This is a genomic window from Elusimicrobiota bacterium (assembly GCA_016180815.1).
Classification (GTDB): Bacteria; Elusimicrobiota; Elusimicrobia; order JACQPE01; family JACQPE01; genus JACPAN01.
In genome coordinates, this window is the sequence record JACPAN010000025.1 from 1 (window position 1) to 24,101 (window position 24,101).

General features: G+C 55.5%; 24 protein-coding genes and 3 tRNA genes. 16 read left to right on the forward strand and 11 right to left on the reverse strand.

Features of this window, described 5'->3' with window-relative positions; genetic code table 11:
- Positions 1–21: 21 nt before the first annotated feature.
- Both HYT79_11515 and HYT79_11520 read right to left on the reverse strand, forming a co-directional pair.
- Positions 22–98 (reverse strand) — tRNA-Glu (locus HYT79_11515).
- 60 nt (positions 99–158) lie between these two features.
- Positions 159–608 carry a cyclic nucleotide-binding domain-containing protein gene (locus HYT79_11520; protein ID MBI2071214.1) on the reverse strand — a complete coding sequence of 150 codons (450 nt, stop codon included), beginning with the start codon at positions 606–608 and terminating at the stop codon, positions 159–161.
- Positions 609–709: 101 nt separating this feature from the next.
- Here HYT79_11520 and HYT79_11525 point away from each other — a divergent pair, with 101 nt between their 5' ends.
- Both HYT79_11525 and HYT79_11530 read left to right on the forward strand, forming a co-directional pair.
- The gene (locus tag HYT79_11525) at positions 710–1,366 is read left to right on the forward strand and encodes a hypothetical protein (protein MBI2071215.1); all 657 of its coding nucleotides are present in this window, start codon (positions 710–712) and stop codon (positions 1,364–1,366) included.
- Complete coding sequence (locus tag HYT79_11530; protein MBI2071216.1) at positions 1,363–1,674, forward strand: hypothetical protein; 312 nt, start codon at positions 1,363–1,365, stop codon at positions 1,672–1,674. The genes HYT79_11525 and HYT79_11530 overlap by 4 nt, the downstream gene beginning before the upstream one ends.
- On the opposite strand, the gene HYT79_11535 is transcribed toward HYT79_11530, so the two are convergent.
- Genes HYT79_11535 through HYT79_11545 form a run of 3 tightly spaced genes read right to left on the reverse strand, consistent with a single transcriptional unit; the run spans position 1,653 to position 3,213 of the window.
- A complete protein-coding gene (locus tag HYT79_11535; GenBank protein MBI2071217.1) occupies positions 1,653–2,066 on the reverse strand; it encodes a 6-carboxytetrahydropterin synthase in 414 nt (137 codons plus the stop codon). The genes HYT79_11530 and HYT79_11535 overlap by 22 nt on opposite strands.
- A gap of 15 nt (positions 2,067–2,081) precedes the next feature.
- The gene (locus tag HYT79_11540; protein ID MBI2071218.1) at positions 2,082–2,810 is read right to left on the reverse strand and encodes an SDR family NAD(P)-dependent oxidoreductase; all 729 of its coding nucleotides are present in this window, start codon (positions 2,808–2,810) and stop codon (positions 2,082–2,084) included.
- Positions 2,811–2,814: 4 nt separating this feature from the next.
- On the reverse strand, positions 2,815–3,213 hold the full coding sequence (locus HYT79_11545; protein MBI2071219.1) for a response regulator: 399 nt from the start codon (positions 3,211–3,213) through the stop codon (positions 2,815–2,817).
- A 30-nt stretch (positions 3,214–3,243) separates the two neighbouring features.
- Here HYT79_11545 and rpiB point away from each other — a divergent pair, with 30 nt between their 5' ends.
- The 10 genes from rpiB (at position 3,244) to HYT79_11595 (ending at position 12,103) form a co-directional block, all read left to right on the forward strand.
- A complete protein-coding gene (gene rpiB / locus HYT79_11550) occupies positions 3,244–3,711 on the forward strand; it encodes a ribose 5-phosphate isomerase B (GenBank protein MBI2071220.1) in 468 nt (155 codons plus the stop codon).
- Positions 3,708–4,118 carry a tetratricopeptide repeat protein gene (locus HYT79_11555; GenBank protein MBI2071221.1) on the forward strand — a complete coding sequence of 137 codons (411 nt, stop codon included), beginning with the start codon at positions 3,708–3,710 and terminating at the stop codon, positions 4,116–4,118. Before rpiB ends, HYT79_11555 begins: the two co-directional genes overlap by 4 nt.
- Positions 4,115–4,705 (forward strand): hypothetical protein, encoded by a 591-nt coding sequence (locus HYT79_11560; GenBank protein ID MBI2071222.1) that lies wholly within the window; start codon positions 4,115–4,117, stop codon positions 4,703–4,705. The genes HYT79_11555 and HYT79_11560 overlap by 4 nt, the downstream gene beginning before the upstream one ends.
- Positions 4,706–4,722: 17 nt before the next feature.
- Positions 4,723–6,576: a transketolase gene (locus tag HYT79_11565; GenBank protein MBI2071223.1), complete on the forward strand. Its 1,854-nt coding sequence runs from the start codon at positions 4,723–4,725 to the stop codon at positions 6,574–6,576.
- 20 nt (positions 6,577–6,596) lie between these two features.
- Positions 6,597–7,706, forward strand: coding sequence for a cytochrome c biogenesis protein ResB (locus HYT79_11570; GenBank protein MBI2071224.1), 1,110 nt, complete (start codon positions 6,597–6,599; stop codon positions 7,704–7,706).
- A 1-nt stretch (position 7,707) separates the two neighbouring features.
- Positions 7,708–8,715 (forward strand): RluA family pseudouridine synthase, encoded by a 1,008-nt coding sequence (locus HYT79_11575; protein MBI2071225.1) that lies wholly within the window; start codon positions 7,708–7,710, stop codon positions 8,713–8,715.
- A gap of 101 nt (positions 8,716–8,816) precedes the next feature.
- Complete coding sequence (gmk, locus tag HYT79_11580; protein MBI2071226.1) at positions 8,817–9,443, forward strand: guanylate kinase; 627 nt, start codon at positions 8,817–8,819, stop codon at positions 9,441–9,443.
- Between the two features lie 75 nt (positions 9,444–9,518).
- On the forward strand, positions 9,519–9,890 hold the full coding sequence (locus HYT79_11585; GenBank protein MBI2071227.1) for a hypothetical protein: 372 nt from the start codon (positions 9,519–9,521) through the stop codon (positions 9,888–9,890).
- A gap of 35 nt (positions 9,891–9,925) precedes the next feature.
- Positions 9,926–11,983 carry a primosomal protein N' gene (priA, locus tag HYT79_11590; protein MBI2071228.1) on the forward strand — a complete coding sequence of 686 codons (2,058 nt, stop codon included), beginning with the start codon at positions 9,926–9,928 and terminating at the stop codon, positions 11,981–11,983.
- Between the two features lie 48 nt (positions 11,984–12,031).
- A tRNA-Phe gene (locus HYT79_11595) sits at positions 12,032–12,103 on the forward strand.
- Between the two features lie 22 nt (positions 12,104–12,125).
- On the opposite strand, the gene HYT79_11600 is transcribed toward HYT79_11595, so the two are convergent.
- The 4 genes from HYT79_11600 to HYT79_11615 form a co-directional block, all read right to left on the reverse strand.
- A complete protein-coding gene (locus tag HYT79_11600) occupies positions 12,126–12,455 on the reverse strand; it encodes a P-II family nitrogen regulator (GenBank protein MBI2071229.1) in 330 nt (109 codons plus the stop codon).
- Between the two features lie 21 nt (positions 12,456–12,476).
- Positions 12,477–15,581 (reverse strand): efflux RND transporter permease subunit, encoded by a 3,105-nt coding sequence (locus HYT79_11605; protein ID MBI2071230.1) that lies wholly within the window; start codon positions 15,579–15,581, stop codon positions 12,477–12,479.
- Between the two features lie 177 nt (positions 15,582–15,758).
- A complete protein-coding gene (locus tag HYT79_11610; protein MBI2071231.1) occupies positions 15,759–16,709 on the reverse strand; it encodes an efflux RND transporter periplasmic adaptor subunit in 951 nt (316 codons plus the stop codon).
- Positions 16,706–17,944, reverse strand: coding sequence for a TolC family protein (locus HYT79_11615; protein ID MBI2071232.1), 1,239 nt, complete (start codon positions 17,942–17,944; stop codon positions 16,706–16,708). Before HYT79_11615 ends, HYT79_11610 begins: the two co-directional genes overlap by 4 nt.
- A gap of 104 nt (positions 17,945–18,048) precedes the next feature.
- Here HYT79_11615 and HYT79_11620 point away from each other — a divergent pair, with 104 nt between their 5' ends.
- Entirely contained in the window at positions 18,049–18,906 is an 858-nt protein-coding gene (locus HYT79_11620) for a methyltransferase domain-containing protein (protein ID MBI2071233.1), read from the forward strand.
- An 18-nt stretch (positions 18,907–18,924) separates the two neighbouring features.
- On the opposite strand, the gene HYT79_11625 is transcribed toward HYT79_11620, so the two are convergent.
- Positions 18,925–19,800 (reverse strand): 2-oxoacid:ferredoxin oxidoreductase subunit beta, encoded by an 876-nt coding sequence (locus tag HYT79_11625; protein ID MBI2071234.1) that lies wholly within the window; start codon positions 19,798–19,800, stop codon positions 18,925–18,927.
- Positions 19,781–21,544, reverse strand: a complete 1,764-nt coding sequence (locus HYT79_11630; GenBank protein ID MBI2071235.1) for a 2-oxoacid:acceptor oxidoreductase subunit alpha — start codon at positions 21,542–21,544, stop codon at positions 19,781–19,783. The genes HYT79_11625 and HYT79_11630 overlap by 20 nt, the downstream gene beginning before the upstream one ends.
- A gap of 176 nt (positions 21,545–21,720) precedes the next feature.
- On the opposite strand from HYT79_11630, the gene HYT79_11635 reads away from it, so the two are divergent.
- The 3 genes from HYT79_11635 (at position 21,721) to HYT79_11645 (ending at position 23,754) form a co-directional block, all read left to right on the forward strand.
- Positions 21,721–21,808: transfer RNA gene (locus tag HYT79_11635), tRNA-Ser, on the forward strand.
- 49 nt (positions 21,809–21,857) lie between these two features.
- Complete coding sequence (locus HYT79_11640; GenBank protein MBI2071236.1) at positions 21,858–22,292, forward strand: hypothetical protein; 435 nt, start codon at positions 21,858–21,860, stop codon at positions 22,290–22,292.
- 22 nt (positions 22,293–22,314) lie between these two features.
- Positions 22,315–23,754, forward strand: a complete 1,440-nt coding sequence (locus tag HYT79_11645; GenBank protein MBI2071237.1) for a putative DNA binding domain-containing protein — start codon at positions 22,315–22,317, stop codon at positions 23,752–23,754.
- Positions 23,755–24,101: the final 347 nt, after the last annotated feature.

Here is a 24,101-nt window from a genome sequence, read left to right on the forward strand (position 1 = left end):
GGCACAAGAGCCAAAAAAGGTTGGTGGCCCCAACGGGATTCGAACCCGTGATCTTTGCCTTGAGAGGGCAACGTCCTAGGCCGCTAGACGATGGGGCCACGAAAAAAGAAAGGATCGCCCAGGAACACCAAATTTTACCACGAGTATGGGCGCGAACTTCAGGGCCCGATCAACTTGGACATCCGCCGCTTGGCGGCTGAACGCATGGCGGCCAATAGGGCCGGGGACTTGCCGACAAATCGCTCGAGGTCGGCCGAAGGGATACAAAAAATCTGGCAATTTTTAACGGCCGTAATCGTGGCGGCGCGCGGGGCTTGGACCAAAAAACTCATCTCGCCGAAAAAGTCGCCCGGAGTGAGCTCACCCACTGCTTTTCCATTCCTTGAAACCAATGCCGACCCTTTATGAAGAATATAAATATCGTCCCCAACTTCGCCTTCGCGGATCATGGCCTGCCCGTCCGCACAAGCCAGCAATTTGACATTAGGCAGGGTTTGCTGAAGCTCGACCGGATCGAAACGCTGACCGGCGTACAGCCCGATGGCTCCGCCCAGCCAAATCCAATGCGCCGTCTCAATAGCCAACGACTGCGCGTCCGAATGCGCCAACTTCCCTCCTTGCCTGCTATAGACTAGCAGCGATTAATTGCCGCCACAATGGTCAATCGACGCAAGACGAAAATCGCCGGCTGTAAGGTAAACTAACGGTTATGCCGACGCTGACCGCGCCCGGAGCCATAACGAACCGGCGGCTTTTTTTAGGGGAGTGTTTTGCGGCCGGCTTGATTTTTTTATCCGCCCTGGCCGTTAATTGGTTTACAGGCTCCTATATCAATAAAATCGCGGTTAACTTTCCGCCGGCGCATGACCTTCTGTTTCAGTTTCTACCGCCGTTGGATTGGCCGCTTGTTCATATCTGGGGATTCGTCGGCTTTTCCGCGACGTTGGCCATTGGGGTTTTTCTCTATGAACCAAAAAGCCGCTGGCCTTATTATGTCTGGACGTTTTCACTGCTGATCGCCACCAGAGCCGTCTTCACCATGCTGACGCCCCTGGGCCTGCCCCATGAAGCGCCCGCCTTCGGGCACTACCCTCTACAGTGGGCCGCTCAACACTTCGACTTTCGCCACACCTTGTTTTTCTCCGGGCATACCGCGCTTCCTTTTATGGGGTACCTGATCTCCAGAACGCCATGGGTCAAACGGGCCTGCCTGGGATTCTCCTTGCTGCTGGCCTTCGAGGTGTTGGCCAGCCGCCTTCATTATTCCATCGACGTGGGCGCGGCTTTCTTCATCACTTACGGCGTTTACCGCATAAGTTGGCTGGGCTATCGCCGCATGCAAAATTTCTTAATTTCTTTCCTGTGAGAATCCGGCTCGTCGGCATCGGGCTCAAGCTTTATATCGGCGACCTCCCCTGGGAAAAAACTCATCTGCAAAAAATCGACGTTACGCTTGAAATCAATGTGCGCGGCAAGCCGCCCGATTATTGGGCCGTTTCAAAGGCCTTGATCAAAAAATTCTCCGGCAGCCATTATGAATGGGTCGAAGATTTGGCCTTGGCCATGAAAAAATTCCTGAACAAAAAACTCGGGCTTCGCGGGACCCTGCTCTTGAGCAAATACCCGACGGTCCCGCTCTCGCCCCGAATTTTTCAGGTGGACGTCAGCCTGTAGGAAGCCCAGGACGCGGGGGTTTCCCATAAACGCACTTCCACGACCGGGAAACCCAGTTTCCTCACAACCTCAAAGAGCAACCGCGACAAATGCTCGGCAGTGGGGTTGTCGTCCACGGTCACGATGGTAGAATCGAGCTTTTTCAACTCCGGCAACCACGGGTCTTTTTTATTAAGGATCATCCGGTGATCCCAATGATCGTCGACCCAACGCTTGATTTTCATTTTGATATCCGCGAAATCAACGACCATGCCGCGCGGATCAAGTTTGGTGGAGCCCAAAATGATTTCCAGGCGACCGTTATGGCCGTGCAAATGCCGACATGGACCGTTGTAATTCAACAAACGGTGCCCATAGGAAAAATCGATGGTTTTCGTCACGCGATAAGGCATAAACCCTCCCCTTTTTTAAGCAATCAACCGGCCGCCGTCAACGGTAAGCCAAGCGCCTGTCGAAAAATCCGCCTCTTCCAGAAAAAACCGGACCGCCTTGGCCACGGCCTCGGGCGTGCCCAATTTTTTGAGCAATGTCGCCTGCCGGACTAATTGAATTTCCCGGCCGGTGAAATCGGGCGGCAGCAGCACGGGACCGGGCAGCACCGCATTAACCGCCACTTCGGGCGCCAGGGCCTTGGCCAGGGCCTGCGTCAGGTATAAAATCCCCGTTTTTGACAAACAATAGGGGATGTACTGGGCATAAGGCCGAAGCCCCGCCCAATCGCCGATCAACACCATGCGGCCTCCGTTTTTTTTCTTCATCGCCGGCCCCAGTTGTTGGGCCAGAAAAAAAACGCTTTTCAAATTGATGTCCAGGTGACGATCCCAATCCTGCTCCCGAACGCCGCCGAAGGGCGTTTCTTCGTACACGCTTGCGTTAAAAACAACGGCGTTGAGCGAAGGCTCGAGACGAAACGCGTCGCGGCCCAGGCGGCTCACTTGGGGATGGCGGCTTAAATCAGCGCTTAAAACGCTGACTTTGCGCGCGCCCAGGTTGCGCAGCTTCGCCGATAAACGCCTGGCCTCCCCCACGGAACGATTGGCATGAAGAATAATATGGTTTGCCTTGCGGCGAGCCAAAAGTTCGGCGATGGCCGCTCCCACCCGGCGGGCGCCGCCCGTGATCAAAACGGAGAGCATCGGTTTACGGCAGGCCGATCAAGGCCTCGACCTTTCGGTAGAGTTTGCCGGCGTCCAAGGGCTTAATGATGTAATCGCTGGCGCCCATTTCAAAACTTTTATTGATATCTCCGGTTTGATTGACGGTGGTCAACATCAACACCGGCGTGGCTTTCAACACCTTCGATGAGCGCACCGCGCCTAAAACATCCCATCCGTCCATGCCGGGCATGCGGATATCCAACACGATCAAATCCGGCTTCACGGACAAAGCGATGGCGAACGCATCCGAGCCATTGGCCGCTTTAAGCACGCGGTACCCTTTGTGCTGCAGGGCCAACACCGTGGTCTCCAGCAGCCCCGGCTCGTCGTCGGCCACCAAAATTGTTTTTTTGCCTTTGAACAGGCGCCTTAAGAATTCCATTGAGCTTAGGATAATAGATAATAGAAATAGATGCGAAAAGCGTCATCAATCATTGCGATCGGCAGCGACCATGCGGGGTGGGCGCTGAAAAATACTTTGCTCCGATTCTTAAGCCGGCGAGGATTTCGCGTGCTGAATTTCGGCTGCGACAACGATCAGACGCGAGTTGATTACCCGGACTACGCCAAAAGCGTGGCCCTGGCCGTTCACCGCAAAAAAGCGGACATGGGCGTGCTCTGCTGCGGCACGGGTATCGGCATGTCCATCGCCGCCAATAAAATTCCCGGCATCCGCGCCGCCGTGGTCTGGAATCAACGCTCCGCGACGCTGGCGAAAGAGCATAACGCGGCGAATATCCTTTGTCTTTCAGGGCGGCTCCTGTCGATACCACAAGCCAAACGCAGCTTGCTCGCCTTCTTAAGCGCCGAGGTCTCAACGGAACCCCGGCACAAAAAACGCATTAAAAAAATCGCGGCGTTGGAGCGAAATCATCAATGAACAAATTCCTCGGTTTGATCATCGCCGCGCTGATCGCGCTCACCGCGCTTCCTTCGGCGGCCCAGACCTTGGCCGAAGCGAGCAAGGCCTACAACGAAAAACAGTATGAAAAAGCGTTGACGCTCCTGGAAACGCTGGCCCGGCAAGAACCGGACAACGCACAGGTTTTTCTGCTGATGGGTCATACGGCCAGGCGGCTTGAACGATGGGCCGCGGCCATCGCGGCTTTCGAACGCTCGGCCGCTCTTGAGCCCGATTCCGTGGCGAGTCACATCTCATTGGGTTTTTTGAATGAAAAAATAAAAAATCCCGAAAAAGCCAAAGCCGCCTGGAACAAAGTCCTCGATCTCGCTCAAAATGAAAAAACGAAAGAATTGGCCCGAAAACATCTGAATAATCTGCCATGAAATTTTTTCCGCTGGCGGCCCTCTTAACCCTGACCTCCTGTTCGAGCCTGCCTAAAAGCGCGGCGCGGCCGAACTTTGATTTCGCAAGCATCCGGGCTGTGCAAATCAAAGCCAAAGACAGCATCGCCCCCTTAATTTCCAAAGAACTCTTGTTGGCCGGACTCACGCCATTGGCGCAAACGGCGACCGCGGGTCGCGCCGATGCGCTCTTGGTCGTGGCCGTGGCCAAAGAACATCCTGAAAAACGCTACATTGTCCGCACCGCGAAAAAACGCCTGACCCAGCAAACCACCGCCTCCAGCAATCAAACGCAGACCTCCAGCACCGTGCAATTTGAAGAAGATCCGGGTTATCCTCCGGTTCCGGTTTCCGGCTCCCAGCCCTATACCCAAGCCGTCTTCGGAGACGCCGACGCCCGGCTCGTGGCCACTTACGCCCAAGCCGCGCTGAGCGCGGAACTTCAACTGCCGAAAAGCGGCGAAGTGCTCTGGGCGGGAAGCTACAGCTACGAAGGCATCGATCTGGAGAGCGCTTTAGAAGGGGCCGTGCGCGGGCTTGTCCGGGATATCCCCATCGGCCGCCGCTAAAAAGTAAAATAAGCAAAATGGCCATCGCCGATAAAACAACGCTTTTGGCGACCTGCAGCCGCTGGCTCAGACATTATTCGATTAAAGCCACGAGCGAAGCCGGTTCCGGGCACCCGACCTCCTGCATGTCCGCCGCGGATTTAACCGCCGCCGTTTTTTTCGAAGCCATGCGCTTCGACGTGCAAAATCCCGGCCATCCGGGCAACGACCGTTTTGTGTTCTCCAAGGGCCACGCGGCTCCGCTGTTGTACGCGGCCTGGTCCTTGGCCGGAGCCTTCCCCAAGGAAAAACTCCTGACGCTTCGAAAAATCGACAGCGATTTGGAAGGCCACCCCACCCCGCGTTTTCCCTATGCCGAAGTGGCGACCGGCTCTCTGGGCCAAGGGCTTTCCATCGGCCTGGGCATGGCGCTCTCCGGAAAATACCTCGACCGCCTCGATTATCGCGTCTATGTTTTGATGGGCGACGGAGAAGCCATGGAAGGCGCTGTTTGGGAAGCCGCGGCATTAGCCGCCCACTACAAATTGGACAATTTGATCGCGATCGTCGATGTCAATCGCCTGGGCCAAAGCCAGGAAACGTCGTTAGGCCATGATGCCGAAGCTTACGCCAAGCGCTTCGCGGCTTTCGGCTGGCGCACGCGCGTCATCAACGGGCATGATTTTGACGAAATCCTGCCGGCGTTGGCCGAAGCCCAAACGCCTAGAGGGCAGCCCACGGCCCTGATCGCCAAAACCTTCAAAGGCAAAGGCGTGTCCTTTATCGAAAATAAAGACAATTGGCACGGCAAGCCGCTGAAAAAAGGCGAAGAGATGGAACGCGCCCTGGCGGAGTTGGGCGATATCCCCGATGATTTCCATCCCCCGATTCCCATGAAATCGCCGCAAAGCGCCCGTCCGGCTCAACCCCGCGGGGAAACGCCGGTTGCGCCTGCTTATCAACAGGGAGAGAAAGTGGCGACGCGCGAAGCCTATGGCGCGGCGCTAGCCGCATTAGGCGACGCCGATTCCAGGATCACGGCTTTAGACGGAGACACCAAAAACTCGACGTTTTCCGAGGTTTTTCTCAAACGCCACCCTCAGCGGTTTTTTGAAGGTTTCATCGCCGAACAAAACATGGTGTCCGCGGCCGCGGGACTAGCGACCCGGGGCAAAATTCCCTTCGCCTCGACATTCGGCGCTTTCTTCGCCAGGGCTTACGATCAAATCCGCATGGCCGCGATTTCGCGCGCCAATATCAAGCTGGCGGGCTCTCATTGCGGGGTCTCCATCGGCGAAGACGGCCCCTCGCAAATGGCGCTGGAAGACTTGGCCATGATGCGCGCTGTTCCGACGGCCACCGTTTTCTATCCGGCCGACGCCCAGGCCGCATCTCAGGCGGTCTTCGAGGCCGCAAAATTGCCGGGCATCGTCTACATCCGCACAACCCGCCCTAAAACTCCGGTCATCTATCAAGCCTCGGAACGGTTCCCTGCCGGCGGAGCCAAAGTTCTCAAATCAAGCGGTCAAGATACCGGCGTCGTGGTGGCCGCGGGCATCACGGTCTATGAAGCGCTCAAGGCTTATGAAATCCTCAAAACCGAAGGTTTGCCGGTTCGCATCATCGATGCCTACAGCATCAAGCCCATCGATGCGCGCACGCTTAAAGAAGCGGCCAAGGCCTGCCGCGGGCGCGTGCTCACGGTCGAGGACCACTATGCTGAAGGCGGACTCGGCGATGCGGTGCTGGACGCGCTCTCCGGCGAGGCTGTGACCGTTCACAAACTGGCGGTCCGGGGCTTGCCCAGATCAGGCGCTCCGGAGGAGCTCCTGGATGCGCATGGCATCAGCAGCCGCCACATCGTGGATTTTGTCCGCAAGAATTTCAAGTAAACACCGGCGGCGATCGTTCCATGAAAAATACTCTTAATCTATTGCGCTCCGTTCGCTTCAATGTCGCCCTCATCGCGGTTCTGGCCGCGTTGTTCGCCCTGGGAACGCTGATCCCCCAAGAAGGAAAGGTGCCTCATGAGGTCGAACAATTCATAGCCAGCCACGAACGCCTGGGCCCTCTGTTGCTCAAAATGGGCCTGTTCCATCTCTATCACACGCCGTTGATCATGGGTCTATTGGGGTTATTGGGATTCAACATCTGGATTTGCCGCGTTTGGCCGCAGCTCAAAGATTTAATATTTGAAATTTCAAATTGGAGATCGCGCGGAAAATTTAATTTTCCGCGGGCCAAATGGGGTTCGCTCGTCAATCATATCGGCTTGGTGATTGTGTTGTCGGGCTCTCTCATAAAAGGCATCTGGGGTTTTGAAGAGTTCCTCATGATTCTGCCGGGCCAGGATAGAGCGATGGCCCGTTTTCCCGCGTCCACGGTGAGTTTGTTTGATTTCACCGTCGATTTTTATCCGGGCACCACAACGCCTCGCGTCTTTGCAAGCGACATTCAGGTGGCGGCCGGGGGTCGGGTCAAACGTCAAACGCTGCGCGTCAACGAGCCTCTATCGCTTCATCATCTCATGCCCTTAGCTCCGGTGCGTTTGTATCAGGCTAGTTGGGGCGCGACCGGCATGTTCAACAGCGCGGAATTGGAACTCTCCACCGCCACGCGCATCGCCCTGCGCATGAATGCGCCGGAGCGCATCCCTGAAACGCCTTTTTCCGTCACCGGGCGCTCGATGATGCCCGACTTTGCCGTTATGGGGAACCGGGCGGATACCAAATCCCTGGATTGGAAAGAACCGGCTCTCTCCGTCGTCTTCGACCATCAAGGCGTTGCATCAAACCCCATCTGGCTCCTGTTGAAACGCCCGGGCGTGGCTTTCGAAGAATTGCCGGACGGCAGCCTGCGCAGCGCACCGCCCCCGCCCTTTCGTCTGGCTTCCATCGATCCCGTTCTATTCTCGGGCATTCAAATCGCTTATGATCCCGGGTTTCCCGTCGTCATGCTGGGCGTTCTATTCATCATGGCCGGATTCGGGCTTTACCTGTCGGCTAAATTTAATACTCTTTAGAATGAGCGCTCCGGTCACCATCAAAGTCGATCCCAAGCCCGATCACAGGCGCCTGGACCTTTACCTAGCCCGCCAAGGGCTGGGGTTCTCCCGCTCCGTGCTTCAACGCATGATCCGCCAGGGATGGATCAGCATCCGCGAAACCCCGGACAGCGCCCCTAAAATAATCACCTCCATCGGTTTTAGACTATCCGGCGGGGAAGAAATCATCCTTCAGCATCAAACGCCGCCGAACGTCGAACAACCACGCGCCGCGGCGCCGACCGTTCTTTATGAAGACTCCGGGTTGTTGGCCGTCAACAAACCGGCCGGGCTGCTGGTTCACCCGACCTCTTCGTTGGCTTTTGACTTGCCCCATCAAACTGCGCAAAACCTCGATCTTTTCAAGCGACCCAGCGTCCTGGGGTGGCTGCGCAAAAAATACCCGGATACCATGACTGTGCCCAGGAACGGAATGGTCCACCGTCTTGATGCCGGAACATCGGGAATTCTCCTGATCGCTAAAACAGCCCCGGCCTATTGGCATCTGCACAAACTCTTCGCCAAGCGGCAAATCGAAAAACTCTATGCAGCGGTTGTCGAAGGAGAACCTCGCTTCAAAGAATTCGCCGTCGATCAACCGCTGTTGAAAAGCTACCACAACAAACGCGTCTCCATGAAAGCCGGGGGTGCCGGAGGCAAAGAAGCTCAAACCTTGGTCAAAGTCATTAAGACCTACGGCTGGGCCTCTTTGCTCGAGGTTAGGCCCATCACCGGACGCACGCATCAAATCAGGCTCCACCTGACGTCGATCGGGCACCCGGTGCTGGGAGACCCGATTTACGGGATACGCAGAAAAAAAGAAGAAAAAAGCCTCCCTGTTTTTTCGCGCCTGATGCTCCATGCCCGTCAACTCCGGCTTGCCTGGCCGCCGGGAACCGGCGAAACCCTGACCGTCAAAGCCCCGCTGCCGGCTGACTTTAAAGCCGAATATAAGCGTTATTTGAAAGAATCCCCTCCTCTTTTTTGATAGAATGTTAATTGATTCATCAATCCCGGCAACGAGCTTCGGGACGGATTATTTTTTGCGAAATTCCTTAAAAGAGCGTTTATTTTTGTTTTTTGATTAGTATGCCCAGAAACAAAAAAGGCCTGCTGTTCGTCCTTTCCGCGCCGTCCGGAGCCGGAAAATCAACGCTGGCCCGCGCTATTGTGTACAAAGACGCCCGTTTTATTCACCCCGTTTCTTATACGACGAGACCGAGCCGGCCCGGAGAAAAAAACGGGCGCGATTATCATTTTGTGAGCAGGGAAAAATTTGAAGAATTTTGGCGCCAAGGGCGTTTTTGGGAACGCACTGAAGCTCACGGCGCTTTTTACGGCACCCCGAAAGAGGAGCTTGAGCGCGCCTTGTCCCGAGGGCGATACGTACTATTGGCCATTGATATTAAAGGGGCCAGAGCCCTGGCTGAGGCCTACCCTCATGACACGGTGCGCATTTTTCTCCTGCCCCCCACCCGCAACGCCTGGATCGCGCGTCTTAAAAAACGCCGGGAATCCGACATGGACCGGCGCATCGCCAACGCCGATATGGAACTGCGCGAATTGCCGCGCTACGACTATGTCTTGATCAACGACGAACTCGGCCGGGCGACCAACGACTTTTTCGCCATTGTCCGCGCCGAGGAATTAAAAAGGCTCAAAACAAATCCCAAAGGATGGGTGGCCGCAAGCCTCAGCGCCCTGACTTACGGTTGATGTTCATTAGGAGGACTGCAGGGGTCCCGCCTCCGGCGGGCCGGCGTCCTCCGGAGCTCTGTGAAGGAGGAATGTATGTCCAAGAAAAAAGAAACGCCCGCTGAAAACGGCGCCGTGCCCCTTGAAGGATTACTGCTCGATACCCCCCGCCGGCGCTATCCGATCGTGGATATTGCCGTTCAATGGGCCCATGTGCTCAAAAGGCGCCAGGAAAATATGCACTTGAAAAAGAACGAGATTTTGGAGAAAGCCTTGGCCGACGTTCTCTCCAAAAAAATCGACGCCGATTACATCGCCAAGGAGATCAAGGCCATCGAAAAGGAAGAGGAACAGGCCAAGGAAAAAGACAAAGAAGAAGCGCGGGCCAAGCTGAAACTCAAAACGGAGGATGACGAGGACGAGGCCCCTAAAAAGAAAGAGCGGGAAAAGGCTGAAAGCAAAAAATAGCCCGCCGGCAGACGGAGATCCCCGGCCGGTTCTTCATGAGCGCACCCCAAGCCGATTCACCGGCCCTGCCTCTTGATTTTTTCGAAACACCCGGCGCGAAGCTAAAAACCGATTCCTACGCCGCGGTCTCCTTTCCCATCGGACTTTTTCCTCCGAAACTTTTCGAATATAAAATCCCCGAAGCCCTTCGCGGGCAGGTTCAATCCGGGTCTTGGGTGTTGGCTCCGTTCCGGCGCCGGGGCCTTTGGGGCGCCGTCGCTGAAATCTATGCTGAGGCCCGCTTCGGCGGGCCTCACGGCGAAATCATCGAATCCGTCACATGGCCCGACGCCATTCGCCTGAGAACCCTGGCGCTGGCTAAAAAAATGGCCCGCCATTATGCCGCAGGCTTGGCCCACGCGTTCAAAACAGCGTTGCCTTTTCCACGGCTCCTGCCTCAAGAAACGCGGCCATCCGCCGCCATCCAATCAACCGGCGCCGACCCCGAACTCAATGATGAACAACGGCAAGCCTTCGAGGCTTTGCTGCACCATGCCGGAGAAGGACGCCGACAGATTTATCTCTGGGGTCCGACGGGATCGGGAAAAACGTATGTGCTTTTAGCCTTCATTAAAAAGCTGCTCGCTCAAAACCGTTCCGTCATTTACATGGTTCCGGAGATCGCGCTGACCCCGCAATTTCTGGAACTCTTTGAATCCGAGTTGACCCTGGGACCGGCCTTTGCCTGCTGGAATTCGCGCGTATCCGGCGCGCAAAAAAAGACCCTGTGGAATCGGATGTTGAGCGGGGAGATCCGATTCGTCCTGGGCACACGCAGCGCCGTCTTTTTGCCCTTGACCGGACTAGGGGCCGTGATCATCGATGAAGAGCAAGACTCCTCGTTTAAACAGGAAACTCCGCCGCCGGCTTATCACGCCCGGGACGTTGCCCTTTGGCGGGCCGAGGAAGAAGAAGCCCTGGCGGTGTTCGCCTCAGCCACGCCCAGCCTGGAATGCTATCACGCCATCGAAGCGGGCCTGCTGCCCGCCGTGCGCCTGGAACATCGTTTCGGGGGCAGCACCCTGCCCGCCGTGCGCCTGGAATCGTTAAGCGGCCCGGTCGACGGACTGGATGCGGGCTTGATTCAAACGATTCGCGCCACCATCGAGACGAACCGGCATGTTTTGGTTTATCACAATCGGCGCGGGTTCAACCGCGTGCTGACCTGCGAGCACTGCAAAACAAGCGTTCTCTGCAATCAATGCCAATTGCCGCTGACCTTGCACAGGGAAGAGGCCGCGGTCACGCTGCGCTGCCATCATTGCGGCATCCGCAAAAAACCGCCGGAATCCTGCCCCCGTTGCCGAGCGCCGAAGGAACACCTCAAACCCAAAGGCGTGGGCACTCAGCGCATCGCGCAGGATATTGAGGAGGCGCTGGGCCTGAAAATTTTACGCCTGGACCGGGACACGGCTAAAACCTCCGCCCCCATTTACGCGGAATTTAAGGCCGGGCAATCAAAAATCCTGGTCGGCACAAAAATGGTGACCAAAGGCTGGAATTTCCCCCTGGTCACCCTGGTCGTGGTTTTGGATGCGGATAATGAGCTGGTCCTGCCTGATTTCAGGGCCTGTGAGCGGGCCTTTCAAACCCTTTGCCAGGTGTCCGGGCGCGCCGGACGCGGCCGTGATCCGGGCGAAGTTTTAATCCGCACCAGGAATCCGGATCATTACCTTTTCCAAAGCCTGGTTGCCCATGATTTAAACCTCTTTTATCAACGCGAAATTGAAATCCGCCGCCGCATGCGCCTGCCGCCGGTTACGCGTCTGTTCACCATCGAACTCAAAGGCTCGAAACGGGAAAAGGTGGAAGAGGCGGCGCGATCAATGCTCGACGCTCTGCGGGCCAAGGGCCTTGAAACAAACATGGAAGCGATGGGCGCAGGGCCGAGTTTTTTCCAAAAAATCCGGCAAAACTGGCGCTTTCAAGTCGTTCTTCGCTCCAATGACCCCGGAGCAGAATTCCCCATGGACGCCCTCGGACCCGTTGTTTCGCAATTTCGCAAATCCGGAGTCATGCTCAAATTTCATCCCGACCCGCAAAATCTTCTTTAGTTCCGGCTCCCGGAGCTTCGGCAGATACGGTAAAATGTTCGTCCGAAAGCCGAGGTAGCTCAGTGGTAGAGCGCAGCTCTGAAAAAGCTGGCGTCGGGGGTTCAATTCCCTCCCTCGGCAAACCTTTTTGCCGAGGGAACGCTTAAAGCGTTTTTTCTCCGCGCTCGTTCGTCCGCACATTAACGGCTTCCACAACCTCGGTCACGAATATTTTTCCGTCGGTTTTGCTGCCGGTATGCGCCGCTTTTTGGATGGTGCCGACGACGCGGTCCGCAATTTTATCGGCCACGACGATGTGCAGGCAGACTAACCCCGTCCACTCAATGACATCCTCGGCGACAAGCCCCTTGGGGCTGCGGGGGTAGGCGCGGGCTTCGCTGACGGTGCAGCCGGGCAAGCCGGAAATTTCATGAAGCGCGCGCACGACTTTATAAAGGACGAACGGCTGAACATAGGCTTTGATTTCTTTCATCCAAACCTCCCCTCAAAAATCTCAAATTTCGATCTCCCGCTCCGTTTCCACTTTCACGTCAAAAAGTTTGTACACGGCCGGCATCACCACCAAGGTCAGCAGCGTGGAGCTGACCAAGCCCCCGATGACGACCGTGGCCAACGGCCGCTGAACCTCAGCCCCGGCCGAAGAAGAAATCGCCATCGGCAAAAACCCGAAACTGGCGGCCAACGCCGTCATGAGCACCGGACGGAATCGAATCATGGCGCCTTCGATAATGGATTCCTCCAAGCCCAACCCCTCCTGGCGCAGTTGGCGAATGTAACTGACCATGACAACGCCGTTTAGCACGGCAATGCCGAATAACGCGATAAAACCGACCCCGGCCGAGATGGAAAACGGCATCCCCCTTAAAAACAGAGCCAGCACGCCGCCGGTAGCCGCCAGCGGAATGTTTAAATAAATAAACGCCGCGGGACGGGCCGAACCGAACGCCAAATAAAGAAGGAGAAAAATCAACCCCAAGGCCACGGGCGTCGCAACCAAGAGCCTTCGCCCGGCGCGCTCCAAGTGCTCAAATTGACCGCCCCACTCGATGTAGTAGCCCGGCGGCAATTCGACGGTTTCTGCCACGACTTCTCTCGCTTCAGCGACAAAACCTCCCAAGTCCCGGCCGCGAACGTTGATTTCAACCGAAACCCGGCGGCGCAAATTCTCGCGGCTGACCTGGGCTGGGCCTTCTTCCGCGATAATATCGGCCAATTGACCCAAAGGGATCATGCGGCCCGAAGGATCGGCGACAGGGATATTTACAAAATCTTCGATTCGCATATCGGCGGCATTGGCGAAACGCGCCTGCAGATAATAACGCCGCTGCCCCTCCAGCACCTGGCCGAGCACCTTGCCGCCCATGGCTTCCACGACGCTTAAAACATCCGCGGCATTGATTCCGTAGCGGGCGATCCGTTGGCGGTCGATTCTAACGCGCAACACAGGCAGGCCGCTGATTTGTTCCGCCTTGACGTCGGAAGCGCCCCGCACCGAGCTCACCGCCCGGACCACGCGCTGAGCCAACGCTTTCAACTCATCGAGATCGTCCCCGAAAATCTTGACGGCGGCGTCTGAGCGCACGCCGGCGATCAATTCCGAAACGCGCAGCTCAATGGGCTGAGAATAAGAAAAAACGGCGCCGATCACGCGCTCTTTCAGACGCTTGTCCATAGCCGCGATTAAGGATTCTTTATTTTTGGCCGTCATCCACTCGGAACGCGGGGTCAAATTGACGATAATATCCGAAATTTCAATGCCCATGGGATCGGTGGCGATTTCAGCGCGCCCGGTTTTCGACACCACGCTGATGACTTCCGGAAATTCGCGCAGCACGCCTTCGATCTTCGTCGTGTTATCCAAGGACTGATTCAGGGATACGGACGGCAGCCTCCATGCTTGAAGCGCAATGGCGCCTTCATCAAGCTTGGGAATAAATTCAAAACCTAAGGAAAAAAAAAGCCCCGCAGAAGCCAAAAACAGGGCCCCGGCAATGCCCAATGTGCGCTTGGGATATAAGAGGGTCCAACCCAGCACCGGGCGATACAGCAACTTGCTCCGTTCGACGAGAATGGTATCGCTCTCCTTGATATGGCTGTAAAGAAACAACGCGCTGACCACCGGAACAAAAGTCAGGGTCAAGATCAAGGCCGCCACCAAGGCAAAAATAACGGTCATGGCCATGGGTCGAAACATCCGGCCCTCGATGCCCTCCAGGGAAAGAATCGGCAAATAAACCGTAGCGATGATGCCGACGCCGAAAATGACCGGGCGCGCCACGTCCAGAAAAGATTCGCGCATGACGGAAATGCGCTCGGCTAACGTCAGAATTCCCGTCTTTTCAACCTGGCGCTGGGCTAAACGCCGCACAGCATTTTCTACCAAAACTACCGCGCCGTCGACCAACAAGCCGAAATCCACGGCCCCAAGGCTCATCAGATTGCCGGAAACGCCTGCGTACAACATGGCCGTGAACGCAATCAACATCGCCAAAGGAATAACGCTGGCCACTACAAGCCCGGCCTTCAGGCTGCCCAATGTCAAAAACAAAACGCCGATGACAAGAAGTCCGCCCTCGATCAAATTTCTGACTACGGTGATCACGGTCCGATCCACGAGCTCGGCCCGGTCGTAAAAGGTATCAATGATGACCCCGGGAGGAAGGGCCAACGCGATTTCGTCTATTTTTTCCTTGACCCGCTCCACCACGGTCCGTGAATTCTCCCCCAACAGCATCATCACAATGCCGGTGACCGCCTCGCCACGGCCGTCGCGAGTCACCGCGCCTTGGCGCACCATGGGAGCCAAGGCGACCGAACCCAAATCTCGAACATAAATAGGAAAACCGTCTTTGCTGGCCGCCACGATGATGGAAGCGACGTCGTCGAGCCGCTCCACCAACCCTTCCCCCCGGATCAAATATTGCTCCTGATTTTTTTCGATATAAGCGCCGCCGGCGTTGGCGTTGTTTTTTTCAAGGGCTTCAAAAACCTGGCTCAACGAAATGCGCAAAGAAATCAACTTTTTGGGCTCGATTTGAACTTCATAGGTCTTCAACTCGCCGCCGAACGCGTTGACTTCGACCACGCCGGGGATGGACTTTAGGCGCGGGGCGATTTCCCATTCCAACAACGAACGCAGCTCCATCAAGGAATACCCTTTGCCCATGACTTCAAACTGTAAAATCTCCCCCAAACCCGAGGAGATAGGCGCCATCTCCGGATGGCCCAAGCCTTCCGGGATTTCGTCTTTGGCGTGCTCGATGCGTTCCGAAATCAATTGTCTGGCCCAATAAATATCGGTGCCGTCCTGAAAAATAACGGTGACCGCGGATAAGCCGAATTTAGACAACGACCGGATTTGCGTAACCTTGGGGATCCCGCTCATGGCTGATTCAACGGGAAATGTGATCAGCCGCTCGACTTCCAAAGGACCCAAGCCCGGGGAATTCGTCAACACCTGGACCTGGACATTGGTGACGTCGGGAACCGCGTCGATCGGGAGATTTTTAAGGGCGACCCAGCCGACTAAGGCCGCCAAAACAGCCGCCGCGATCACCAGGGCGCGCCATTTCAAAATAAAATCAATAAAGCGTTCCATTTAACGCTCAACTCTAAGGGCTTGGAAAGGAATAATATGCGCATTTGGCTGAGGCGCTTTTGAGGCGAGACAAAGCCGAATTTTTCGACGCGTGCTTGAAAAGCACGTTAGAAAAATTCGGCAAAGTCGCAGCCCAAAATCGCCCAGCCAAATGCGCATATTATTCCTTTCCAAGCCCTAATGGGAATGGCCGCCCATTTCCTCTTTAGCCAGTTCGGACTTCAACAAAAAGCTGCCCTTGACGGCCACCTCATCGGAAACCTTCAACCCGCTGGTAACTTCCACATAGGAACCGGAACGTTCGCCGATCGTGACGGCGTTGGGAGCAAAAACGTATCGGCCCGGGGTTTTTTTCGAAGCGACAAAAACAATGGTCCGGCCTTCGTACTTTTGAATCGCGGATTCCGAAACAGCTAGCACGGAACGCACGCTGACCCGGATCCGCCCCACAATAAACATGCCGAACTTCAACCGGCCGCCCTGGTTCGCGATATCCGCGCGCACTCGAATGGTCCTGGAATGGGGATCGACGCGGGGGGAAATATACGTCACGATCCCGTCGAACGTCTCTTTCGGAAAAGCGGTGGCGCTGAAACGAACCGCCTGGCCTTTCTTAATCCTAGCGATGTCTTTTTCATATACGTCCAAGCTGCAGCGTAAACGCGAGATATCGGCCAAGGTGGCTACGGGAACCGCCGTGTCCAAATGGCTACCCGGAGCCACGAACAGCCCCACGACAACGCCGGGACGCGAGGCGGTCAACGCCGGGCCTTCGGCGCCGTCGGCGCCCGGACGATACACCAAAATGACATCGCCGGCATCCACCGTATCGCCGATCGAAACCAAAATATCCGCGGCCGTGCCGGAAACCTGGGGCCGCAATTGAACCACTCGGTCGGTATCCGACGCAATTTCACCCAACGCCTCGACTTCGATGGCGAAGGAGCGGCGCGCGGCTTTTTCCGTTTTAATCCCGGCGGACAAGTATTGCTCTTGGGTCAACGACACGTTCGGCTCTTCATGATGACGATCTCCTTCGTCATGATCCCTCCCGCCGGACGCCAATAACGAAAAACTCAAACACGCCGATAAAACGCCGGCGGCTTTCAATGACGGGCCCCGCCTCATGGCGTGAGATCCCGGGCGACCGCCTGTTCCAATAGCGCCAAGCTCACATGATGATTGCGCAATGACGCCAGATACTCGAGGGTGGCGGCCACGAATTCGCGCCGGGCCGCGATAAAAACGAGCAGGTCATCCTCCCCGTCCATATACTGTTGCTCGGCCAAACGCATCGCTTCCGTCCCTTGGTCCAAAGCATCGCGCCACAACCGCACCTGCTGCCCCGCCAATTCCCAATTCCAAAAAGCCTCCAGAACGTCCTGCTCGATCGAAGCCTCGACGTCGCGGCGGCGCCACTCAACGGCTTGCTCATTGGCCCGCGCCTCGCGGCGGCGGCCCCCATATTGATTAAACAGAGGAACTTGCAAAGCCGCGCCCGCCCCCCAGCTTGGGCGGCTATCGTCCCGCGCGCCTCTTTGCCAGATAAAATTGGTCGTTAAATCAGGTCGCCAAAGATCGGCCCCGGCCAGCCGGCGGGCGATCCGGGCTCCCTGGGTTCGCGAATGAATTTCACGCAATTCCGATCGCAGGGTTGCGGCTTCCCGCGCCAGCCCAACGGCGTCCAGCGTCAATTGAATCTCCTCCGGATGCTCGGACAATTCAACGATCCGGCCGATGGGTTCGCCCATCAGGCGATTGAGTCTGGCGCGGGCCGTTTTGACGTCGCGCTCCGCCAGCAAAACGTCGTTGCGGGCGCGTTCGGTCTCAAGACGCGCCCGGGCCACATCCGCGGCGTTGACTTGCCCCGACTGAAAACGGTCTTGAATGCGCGCCAAGAACCGCTGCTGAAATCGATGATTCTCCTTGGCAAAAATCACGCGGTCCTCGGCCAGCGCCGCGTCCCAATAATGTTCCTTCACGCCCCGGCGAATTTCGGCCCTCAAAGCCTCCAGGCGTTCCTTGGCCGCCTCATAATCGAAACGGGCCAACGAGCGCTTCAGCGCCAGTTTGCCCAGGCTGAACGTTTGGCTGACGCCGATTTCCTTAACCGCGTCCGCTGTTTCGGTTGTTCCCCGTTCGGCTCCCTCCAGAGAAAAACCGACTTCTGGATTATTGGCCGCGCCCGCGACCGCGGTGACGGCGCGCAACGCCTCCAGTTCACGCTCCGCGGCGCGCAGAATGAAATTTGATGAAACGGCCCTCTCGATGGCGGCCTCAAGCGTGAGCGTCAACGCGGTTTTTCCGGAAGTTTCAGCCCACGCTCCGACCGCCATCAATCCAGCCGTCCCCAAAACAATCATATTCCGGGAACACCCTCCCTTGTTCATATAAAGCACCGTCTCTCATGCTCGGCGTCTACCCAAGGTTTAGCAGGGAAAGACGGAAAAATCTAGAATCAAACCCTATGCCGGAGACTCCGATTTTTAACCCTGGGCGCTTCACTCAGGAATCAAAAGAAGCCTGGAACCGGGCCGCCCGAAATTATGATGAAAAAATCGCCCGGCGTTTCTTCGAACGCTTTGCCCTGGCCATGGCGGATTGGGCCCGCCTCAAGCCCGGCGAAAACATCTTGGACGTGGCCTGCGGCTCAGGGATCGTGAGCTTCGCGGCCGCGCAACAAATCGGCTCATCGGGTTCGATCCTAGGCATCGATCTCTCGAATGAAATGATTCAATTGGCCCAGGAGCGGGCCAAGGGCATGAATGTTCAACAAATTTCGTTTAAAGAAATGAACGCGGAATCCCTGCCCCTCCCCCCGAATTCCTTCGACGCCGCTTTATGCCAATTGGGATTGATGCTTTTTGCCGAACCCAAGAAAGCCCTGCTCGAAATTAAAAAAGTCTTAAAGCCCCAGGGGCGCCTGCTGGTTTCGGTGCAAGGAACACCGGATAAAATGATTTTTACCAGCATCGTGCAGAAAACCATGGTCAAACACGCGCCCTGGCTTAAAATTCCCGGAGCGCCCACGCTCTACGCCTTCGGGCCGGCGGGCGTGTTAACGAATGCTTTCAGCGAGGCGGGCTTCGCGAACGTTGAAGAAAAACGCCTTGAAGGTATTTTTGAATTCGACAGCTTCGAAGAATACTGGACCACGCTCATCGCCGGCGCCGGAAAAACAAAGGGAATGCTCGAAAGCCTCCCTAAAGACACTCAGGTCGTTGTTGAAAAGGACGTGCGGACACTGGCCGCTACCTACCAAAAAAATGGACGCTTGGCTCTGCCTTATGAGCTGGTGATGGCCAAGGGCCTCAAGCCCGCCTAAAGAATCCGCGTACGATCCCTACTTTAATTCAGCGAGCAACGACTCGAACTGCTGATCCGTTAATCCGGATGAGCCGTTCCATTCGGCGGGGAAGGTTGACCCTTTAAGCTTTTCGGCGTCCAAGGTCGGGCGTTCGGTCTTCCATAAAACGCCCAATGGAATTTTTTCATTGCCCATGGAGGCTTTCTCCATGGCTGAGTTAAAATTCGCCGGATCATGGCTCTCGTCTTCCAGCTTAAAAACGCGCTTGCGGAAATAATCATAAGTATTGAGCTTATTGAATGTGACGCAAGGAGAAAAAACATCAATCAGGGAAAAGCCCTTATGGCTGATGCCCTGGCCGATGATTTTGGCCATATGGTTAGGGTCTCCGGAAAAGGCACGGGCCACGAACGTGGCTCCCGCGGCAATCGCCAGAACAACGGGGTTAATCGGCTCTTCCAAAGAGCCCTGAGGCGTGGTTTTAGTGACATGGCCCTTCTCTGAGGTCGGCGAGATTTGGCCCGTGGTCAATCCGTACACCTCATTGTTCATCACAATATAAGTGATGTTTAAATTCCGACGCATGGCATGGATGAAATGGCCGATGCCGATGCCGTAACCGTCGCCGTCACCGCCGGTTACGACGACATGAAGGTTGGGGTTGGCGAGTTTGACGCCGGTGGCCACGGGGATGGACCGGCCGTGCAGGCTATGAAAACCATAAGTGCGGATAAACCCGGGAAGATTCGATGAGCAGCCGATGCCCGACACCACGGCCACGTCCTTAGGAGCGATGCCGGTCTGGGTCAATCCCTTGATCAGACCCGATAGAACCGCAAAATCCCCGCAACTGGGGCACCAATCCGGCTTGGTCTCCGAACGAAATTGAGCTTCAGTGATGGAGGCCGGCATCAGTCACTCCATAAGGCGTCAACAGCGTTTCTCGATTCTTCGCTTTTCCCGCATACGCGCGTTCGATCACTTCCCAGGTGTTCTCCAAATAAAAAGGCTCCCCGTCGTATTTCAGGCAATGATAAGGGATGTCGATGCCCGTTTCCTGGCGGATCAAGCGGCCCATTTGGCCCGTAAAATTCGCCTCGATCAACAATGTTTTTTTAGCTTTTTTCAAAACAGAAGCGACTTCCTCGGCGCGAAAAGGCCAAACGCTTCTGATGGCCAAGGCATTGATTTTTTTCCCTGTTTCCCGGCCGCGCTCAACCAAAGCGGACAATAGGTTATACATGGAGCCCCAGCCGATCAACGTTAATTGGGCGTTCTGGTCCCCTAGCAACACATTAGGGGGCATTTCCCGCATCACCCCGTCCATTTTGCGCATACGTTTTTCCATCATTTTTTTGCGGATGACGGGATTCGTCTCAACATCCGAAATCAAAAATCCGCGCTCATCATGCTCGTCCGATCCCGCCGTAAAAATAAAGTAATCGTCCATGCCCGGTTTGGCGCGCGGCGAAACACCCGTAGGCGTGAATAGATAACGCTTGAATTTATCGCCGTTGGTTTTAGCCCATTCGCCCCTATCGATAGGCAACCGCTTTAATTCACCGGCATCCAGCGTCTCATTGTGTTCCGATAAAAGAAGATCGGAGATCATCAAAACCGGCATTTGATAACGGTCCGCCAGGTTCAATGCCGCCTGCGCCATATTAAACGCATCCGCGACATCAAGTGGGGCGATCACGGCCCTGGGATAATCACCCTGGCCGGCTCCCAACACCTGAAATAAATCTCCCTGTTCTGTTTTCGTGGGCACCCCGGTCGAGGGACCGGCGCGGCAGACATTGATGACCACCAGCGGCGTTTCCGTCATGGCCGCCAGGCCCACCGCTTCCGTCATCAAAGCGAAACCGCCGCCTGAAGTCGCCACCATGGAGCGCGCCCCGGCGAAAGAAGCGCCGATGGCCATATTGATGACGCTGATCTCATCTTCGGGCTGCATCACCGCAATACCCAATTTCTGGGCGTGATCCGCCATCCAATGAAGAACGCCGGAAGCCGGGGTCATCGGGTAAGCCGCGTAAAAACGCACGCCGCCCTGCGCTCCGCCTAATGCCAGGGCTTGATTGCCGGTCATCAGGCAATAGGATTTCTCGGTCATCGGCATTTTAAAGCGCCCCGCGAATTCTTCGGCCCGGCCCGCGCCTTCTCTGGCCGCCTTTAAATTCGCCTCCTGCACTTCTTTGGATTTTTTCCCGAAGGTTTCCAAAATGGCTTTTTCTAATTTCTCCAAAGGAAGGCCGCACAGCTTCAGCGCCGCGCCCAAAAAAACCACGTTTTGCATGAGCGGGTTGGGAACGATTTCCGAAATCGGCATGCCGATGCCGGTGATTCCGGCTGGGCATTTCGCCCGGTCCGAATTAAAAAGAAGAACGGCTTTTTGATTGGCCCAAGGCTGATGCCGGGTGACGGCATCCGTATTTAAAGCCATCAAAATATCCCAACGATCACCGTTCAACCAAGCTTTTTTGTCCGACACGCGGACCTGCGCGTAAACGTAGCCCCCGCGAATCGCGGATTGATAAGAATTGTAAATATAGACATGGAGTCCGGAGCGGGCCGCGATTTTACCCAGCATCTCGGAGGTGGACTGCACGCCGTCGCCGGCGGCTCCGGCGATCCAAATATCAACAACCGGCAAAAATTTTGCCTCCTTCTTTCTCAAACTGATTGTAACTCTTGACTTATCCTGCCGCCAGGGGCAATTTACCTAATTCTTTTTGCAACAAAAGTGCCAACCAAAGACACCTCCCGCTACCGAATAAAACCCGCTTATGGGATAATAAACATCGTCTCGCTGAATTTTCATTGTTGTTTGGAGAGATGGCCGAGCGGTTGAAGGCGCAGGTCTCGAAAACCTGTAGGGTCTTTATGGCCCTCGTGGGTTCGAATCCCACTCTCTCCGCATTGCGTTACTCGTTTCAAACCCTTGGTTAGCTTTACCGCCTTTCTTTGTGGCCGGATATTTACGCCAACCTGACAAAGCGCGAGAAAGAGGTTTTTCTTTAAGAACGCCGCTTCCCGATCTAGTCATAAAACACCAAGGCCGCTGGATGCGGGTCGAGGTGGGGCTCTCAAAAAAAAGCCGCAAACGCTACGCCAGGATGTGGGACAGACTCAAACCCGCCAGCCGCGAGCCGGCAATGGGAATTATCTATGTCTGCCTTAACCAACACCTCAAGACAAGAATCCTAACCATTGCCAAGGATGCTTACTATCCAGGAATCCTGGCGGCTTCGATTGAAGAGACCCTGGCCAGTACCCATGAAATGACGTTTTCCAATTTTGAAGGCCGCTGTTTAAGACTGTTGAAAGCCCCCGCTGGCAAGACTTTGGCGATGGCATATCCAGGGGCCGCACATTTTAACGGTTCGTATGGTCTAAAATAAGCTGTTCCCTTCATTGGTAAACATGAATAAAAAAGAATTAAGGCGGCTCGTGGCCAAAGGCGAAGGGCCTCAGCTTGAATTTAAGCGTTCCACGGGCGAATTAAAGGAAGCCCTGCAAACAGCCTGCGCTTTTTTAAATGGAGAGGGCGGCCAAGTGCTTATCGGCGTCAAGCCGGACGGAGCCATCACGGGCCAGCAAGTCGCCGACAAGACCCTGCGTGAAATCGCCCAAGCCATAGATGGCTTTGAACCTCCGGCACGCATCAGAACGGAGCGAGTTAGCTTAAAAAAAGGCCTTGAAGTCCTTGTTTTGCACGCCGACAGTATTTACGATTCCATTCCTTTTTCCTTTGCAGGGAGAGCCTATGAACGCATTGAGAGTACCACTCGGGTCATGCCCCAGAAGCGCTATGAGCAACTTCTCCTTGCGAGGATGCATAGCAAGCGTCGTTGGGAGAATCAGCAAGCAGAGGGAACGAGCATTCGGGACATTGACCGGGAAGAGGTTTATCGGTTCGTGAAAGAGGCGCGCTTTGCGGACAGACTCATAGGGCCAGCAGGCAGGGACTTGGGAGCTATTCTTGGACGACTCGGAGTAGCGGAAAAGGGAAAGATTTTTCGAGCAGCCGTAGTTCTATTTGGAAAGCGCTTTCTTCCGGATTTTCCTCAATGTGAACTTCGGATGGCCCGCTTTCGCGGCAAGGATAAAACAGAATTTCTGGATCAGCGGCAAATTCGGGGGCCAGCCTTTAAACTACTCGGAGAAGCTTACCTTTTCTGCCAACGCCACTTCCCTTTGCCAGGTCGCATTGAGATGGGAAGCATGGTGCGAGTGGACCGCCCCCTTATCCCAACGGAAGCAATACGCGAAATACTGGTTAATGCCTTGATACACCGGGACTATACCATTGCGGGCGGAGCCATATCGCTTGCTATTTTTGATGACCGGGTTGAAGTCTGGAGCGCCGGCACTTTACCAGCGGGCATAACCCCTGCCGCCTTATCCCGCGAGCATCAATCAATTCAACGCAACCCTATTATTGCCGAAGTTTTCCATCGCGCTGGGCTTATAGAAAAGTGGGGACGAGGAACAAACCGCGTGATTGAGCAGTGCCGTAAACATGGCATCCCTCCACCCAAATTTCACGAAATAACCGGCGCGACAGTCGTTAAGTTTAGAGTCAATGTTGGACGTACCATACAAGTCACCGAACAAGTCGCCATACAAGTCACCGAACAAGTCGTTGCGCTCTTAAAGGCTGCCCATGAGCCGCATTCCAGCAAAAAACTTCAAGAAATTATCAAATTGAAAAATCGCCCCCACTTCCAAATGGCCTACCTTGAACCTCTTTTGGCTGCTGGCTGGCTTGAAATGACCATTCCCGGAAAGCCCAACAGCCGCCTTCAACGTTACCGCACAACCGCGTCTGGCGCCACGGCGCTTACAAGAAATAAATTTTGAGAAAATTCAGGAGACGCGGAGATAAGTTAGCTGTCCCCAGAATTTCCACGTGGGCGACACGGCTCGCCAGGATTCTAAGGTAGAGTCGGCCGGAAGTCTCCAAGACCGCATTCTGGCGGCCGTTCGCAACGGCCCATTATCGAAAGCCCATTACCGGACCAGCTTACCCCAATCATTCGAAGAGTCTCCAAATTGTGGAATGACAATGCAGTTCTCTTTTTACCGACGCGCTTGCCTTTGGATGCAGTTACTGGCACATTTTGTTCCAGAAAATCTGGGATAATCAGCTTCTTGCGGTTGGGTAAACGCGCAGCTCGAAACCAAAGCGGTCTTTTATCCAGATGGAG

Coding starts and splice junctions, on each gene's coding strand:
- HYT79_11570 (MBI2071224.1), top strand. CDS start 6,597: ATGAAAAATACTCTTAATCTATTGCGCTCCGTTCGCTTCAATGTCGCC.
- HYT79_11535 (MBI2071217.1), bottom strand. CDS start 2,066: ATGCCTTATCGCGTGACGAAAACCATCGATTTTTCCTATGGGCACCGT.
- HYT79_11565 (MBI2071223.1), top strand. CDS start 4,723: ATGGCCATCGCCGATAAAACAACGCTTTTGGCGACCTGCAGCCGCTGG.
- HYT79_11540 (MBI2071218.1), bottom strand. CDS start 2,810: ATGCTCTCCGTTTTGATCACGGGCGGCGCCCGCCGGGTGGGAGCGGCC.
- HYT79_11605 (MBI2071230.1), bottom strand. CDS start 15,581: ATGGAACGCTTTATTGATTTTATTTTGAAATGGCGCGCCCTGGTGATC.
- HYT79_11620 (MBI2071233.1), top strand. CDS start 18,049: ATGCCGGAGACTCCGATTTTTAACCCTGGGCGCTTCACTCAGGAATCA.
- priA (MBI2071228.1), top strand. CDS start 9,926: ATGAGCGCACCCCAAGCCGATTCACCGGCCCTGCCTCTTGATTTTTTC.
- HYT79_11615 (MBI2071232.1), bottom strand. CDS start 17,944: ATGATTGTTTTGGGGACGGCTGGATTGATGGCGGTCGGAGCGTGGGCT.
- rpiB (MBI2071220.1), top strand. CDS start 3,244: ATGCGAAAAGCGTCATCAATCATTGCGATCGGCAGCGACCATGCGGGG.
- HYT79_11585 (MBI2071227.1), top strand. CDS start 9,519: ATGTCCAAGAAAAAAGAAACGCCCGCTGAAAACGGCGCCGTGCCCCTT.
- HYT79_11610 (MBI2071231.1), bottom strand. CDS start 16,709: ATGAGGCGGGGCCCGTCATTGAAAGCCGCCGGCGTTTTATCGGCGTGT.
- HYT79_11645 (MBI2071237.1), top strand. CDS start 22,315: ATGAATAAAAAAGAATTAAGGCGGCTCGTGGCCAAAGGCGAAGGGCCT.
- gmk (MBI2071226.1), top strand. CDS start 8,817: ATGCCCAGAAACAAAAAAGGCCTGCTGTTCGTCCTTTCCGCGCCGTCC.
- HYT79_11555 (MBI2071221.1), top strand. CDS start 3,708: ATGAACAAATTCCTCGGTTTGATCATCGCCGCGCTGATCGCGCTCACC.
- HYT79_11545 (MBI2071219.1), bottom strand. CDS start 3,213: ATGGAATTCTTAAGGCGCCTGTTCAAAGGCAAAAAAACAATTTTGGTG.
- HYT79_11625 (MBI2071234.1), bottom strand. CDS start 19,800: ATGCCGGCCTCCATCACTGAAGCTCAATTTCGTTCGGAGACCAAGCCG.
- HYT79_11575 (MBI2071225.1), top strand. CDS start 7,708: ATGAGCGCTCCGGTCACCATCAAAGTCGATCCCAAGCCCGATCACAGG.
- HYT79_11560 (MBI2071222.1), top strand. CDS start 4,115: ATGAAATTTTTTCCGCTGGCGGCCCTCTTAACCCTGACCTCCTGTTCG.
- HYT79_11525 (MBI2071215.1), top strand. CDS start 710: ATGCCGACGCTGACCGCGCCCGGAGCCATAACGAACCGGCGGCTTTTT.
- HYT79_11600 (MBI2071229.1), bottom strand. CDS start 12,455: ATGAAAGAAATCAAAGCCTATGTTCAGCCGTTCGTCCTTTATAAAGTC.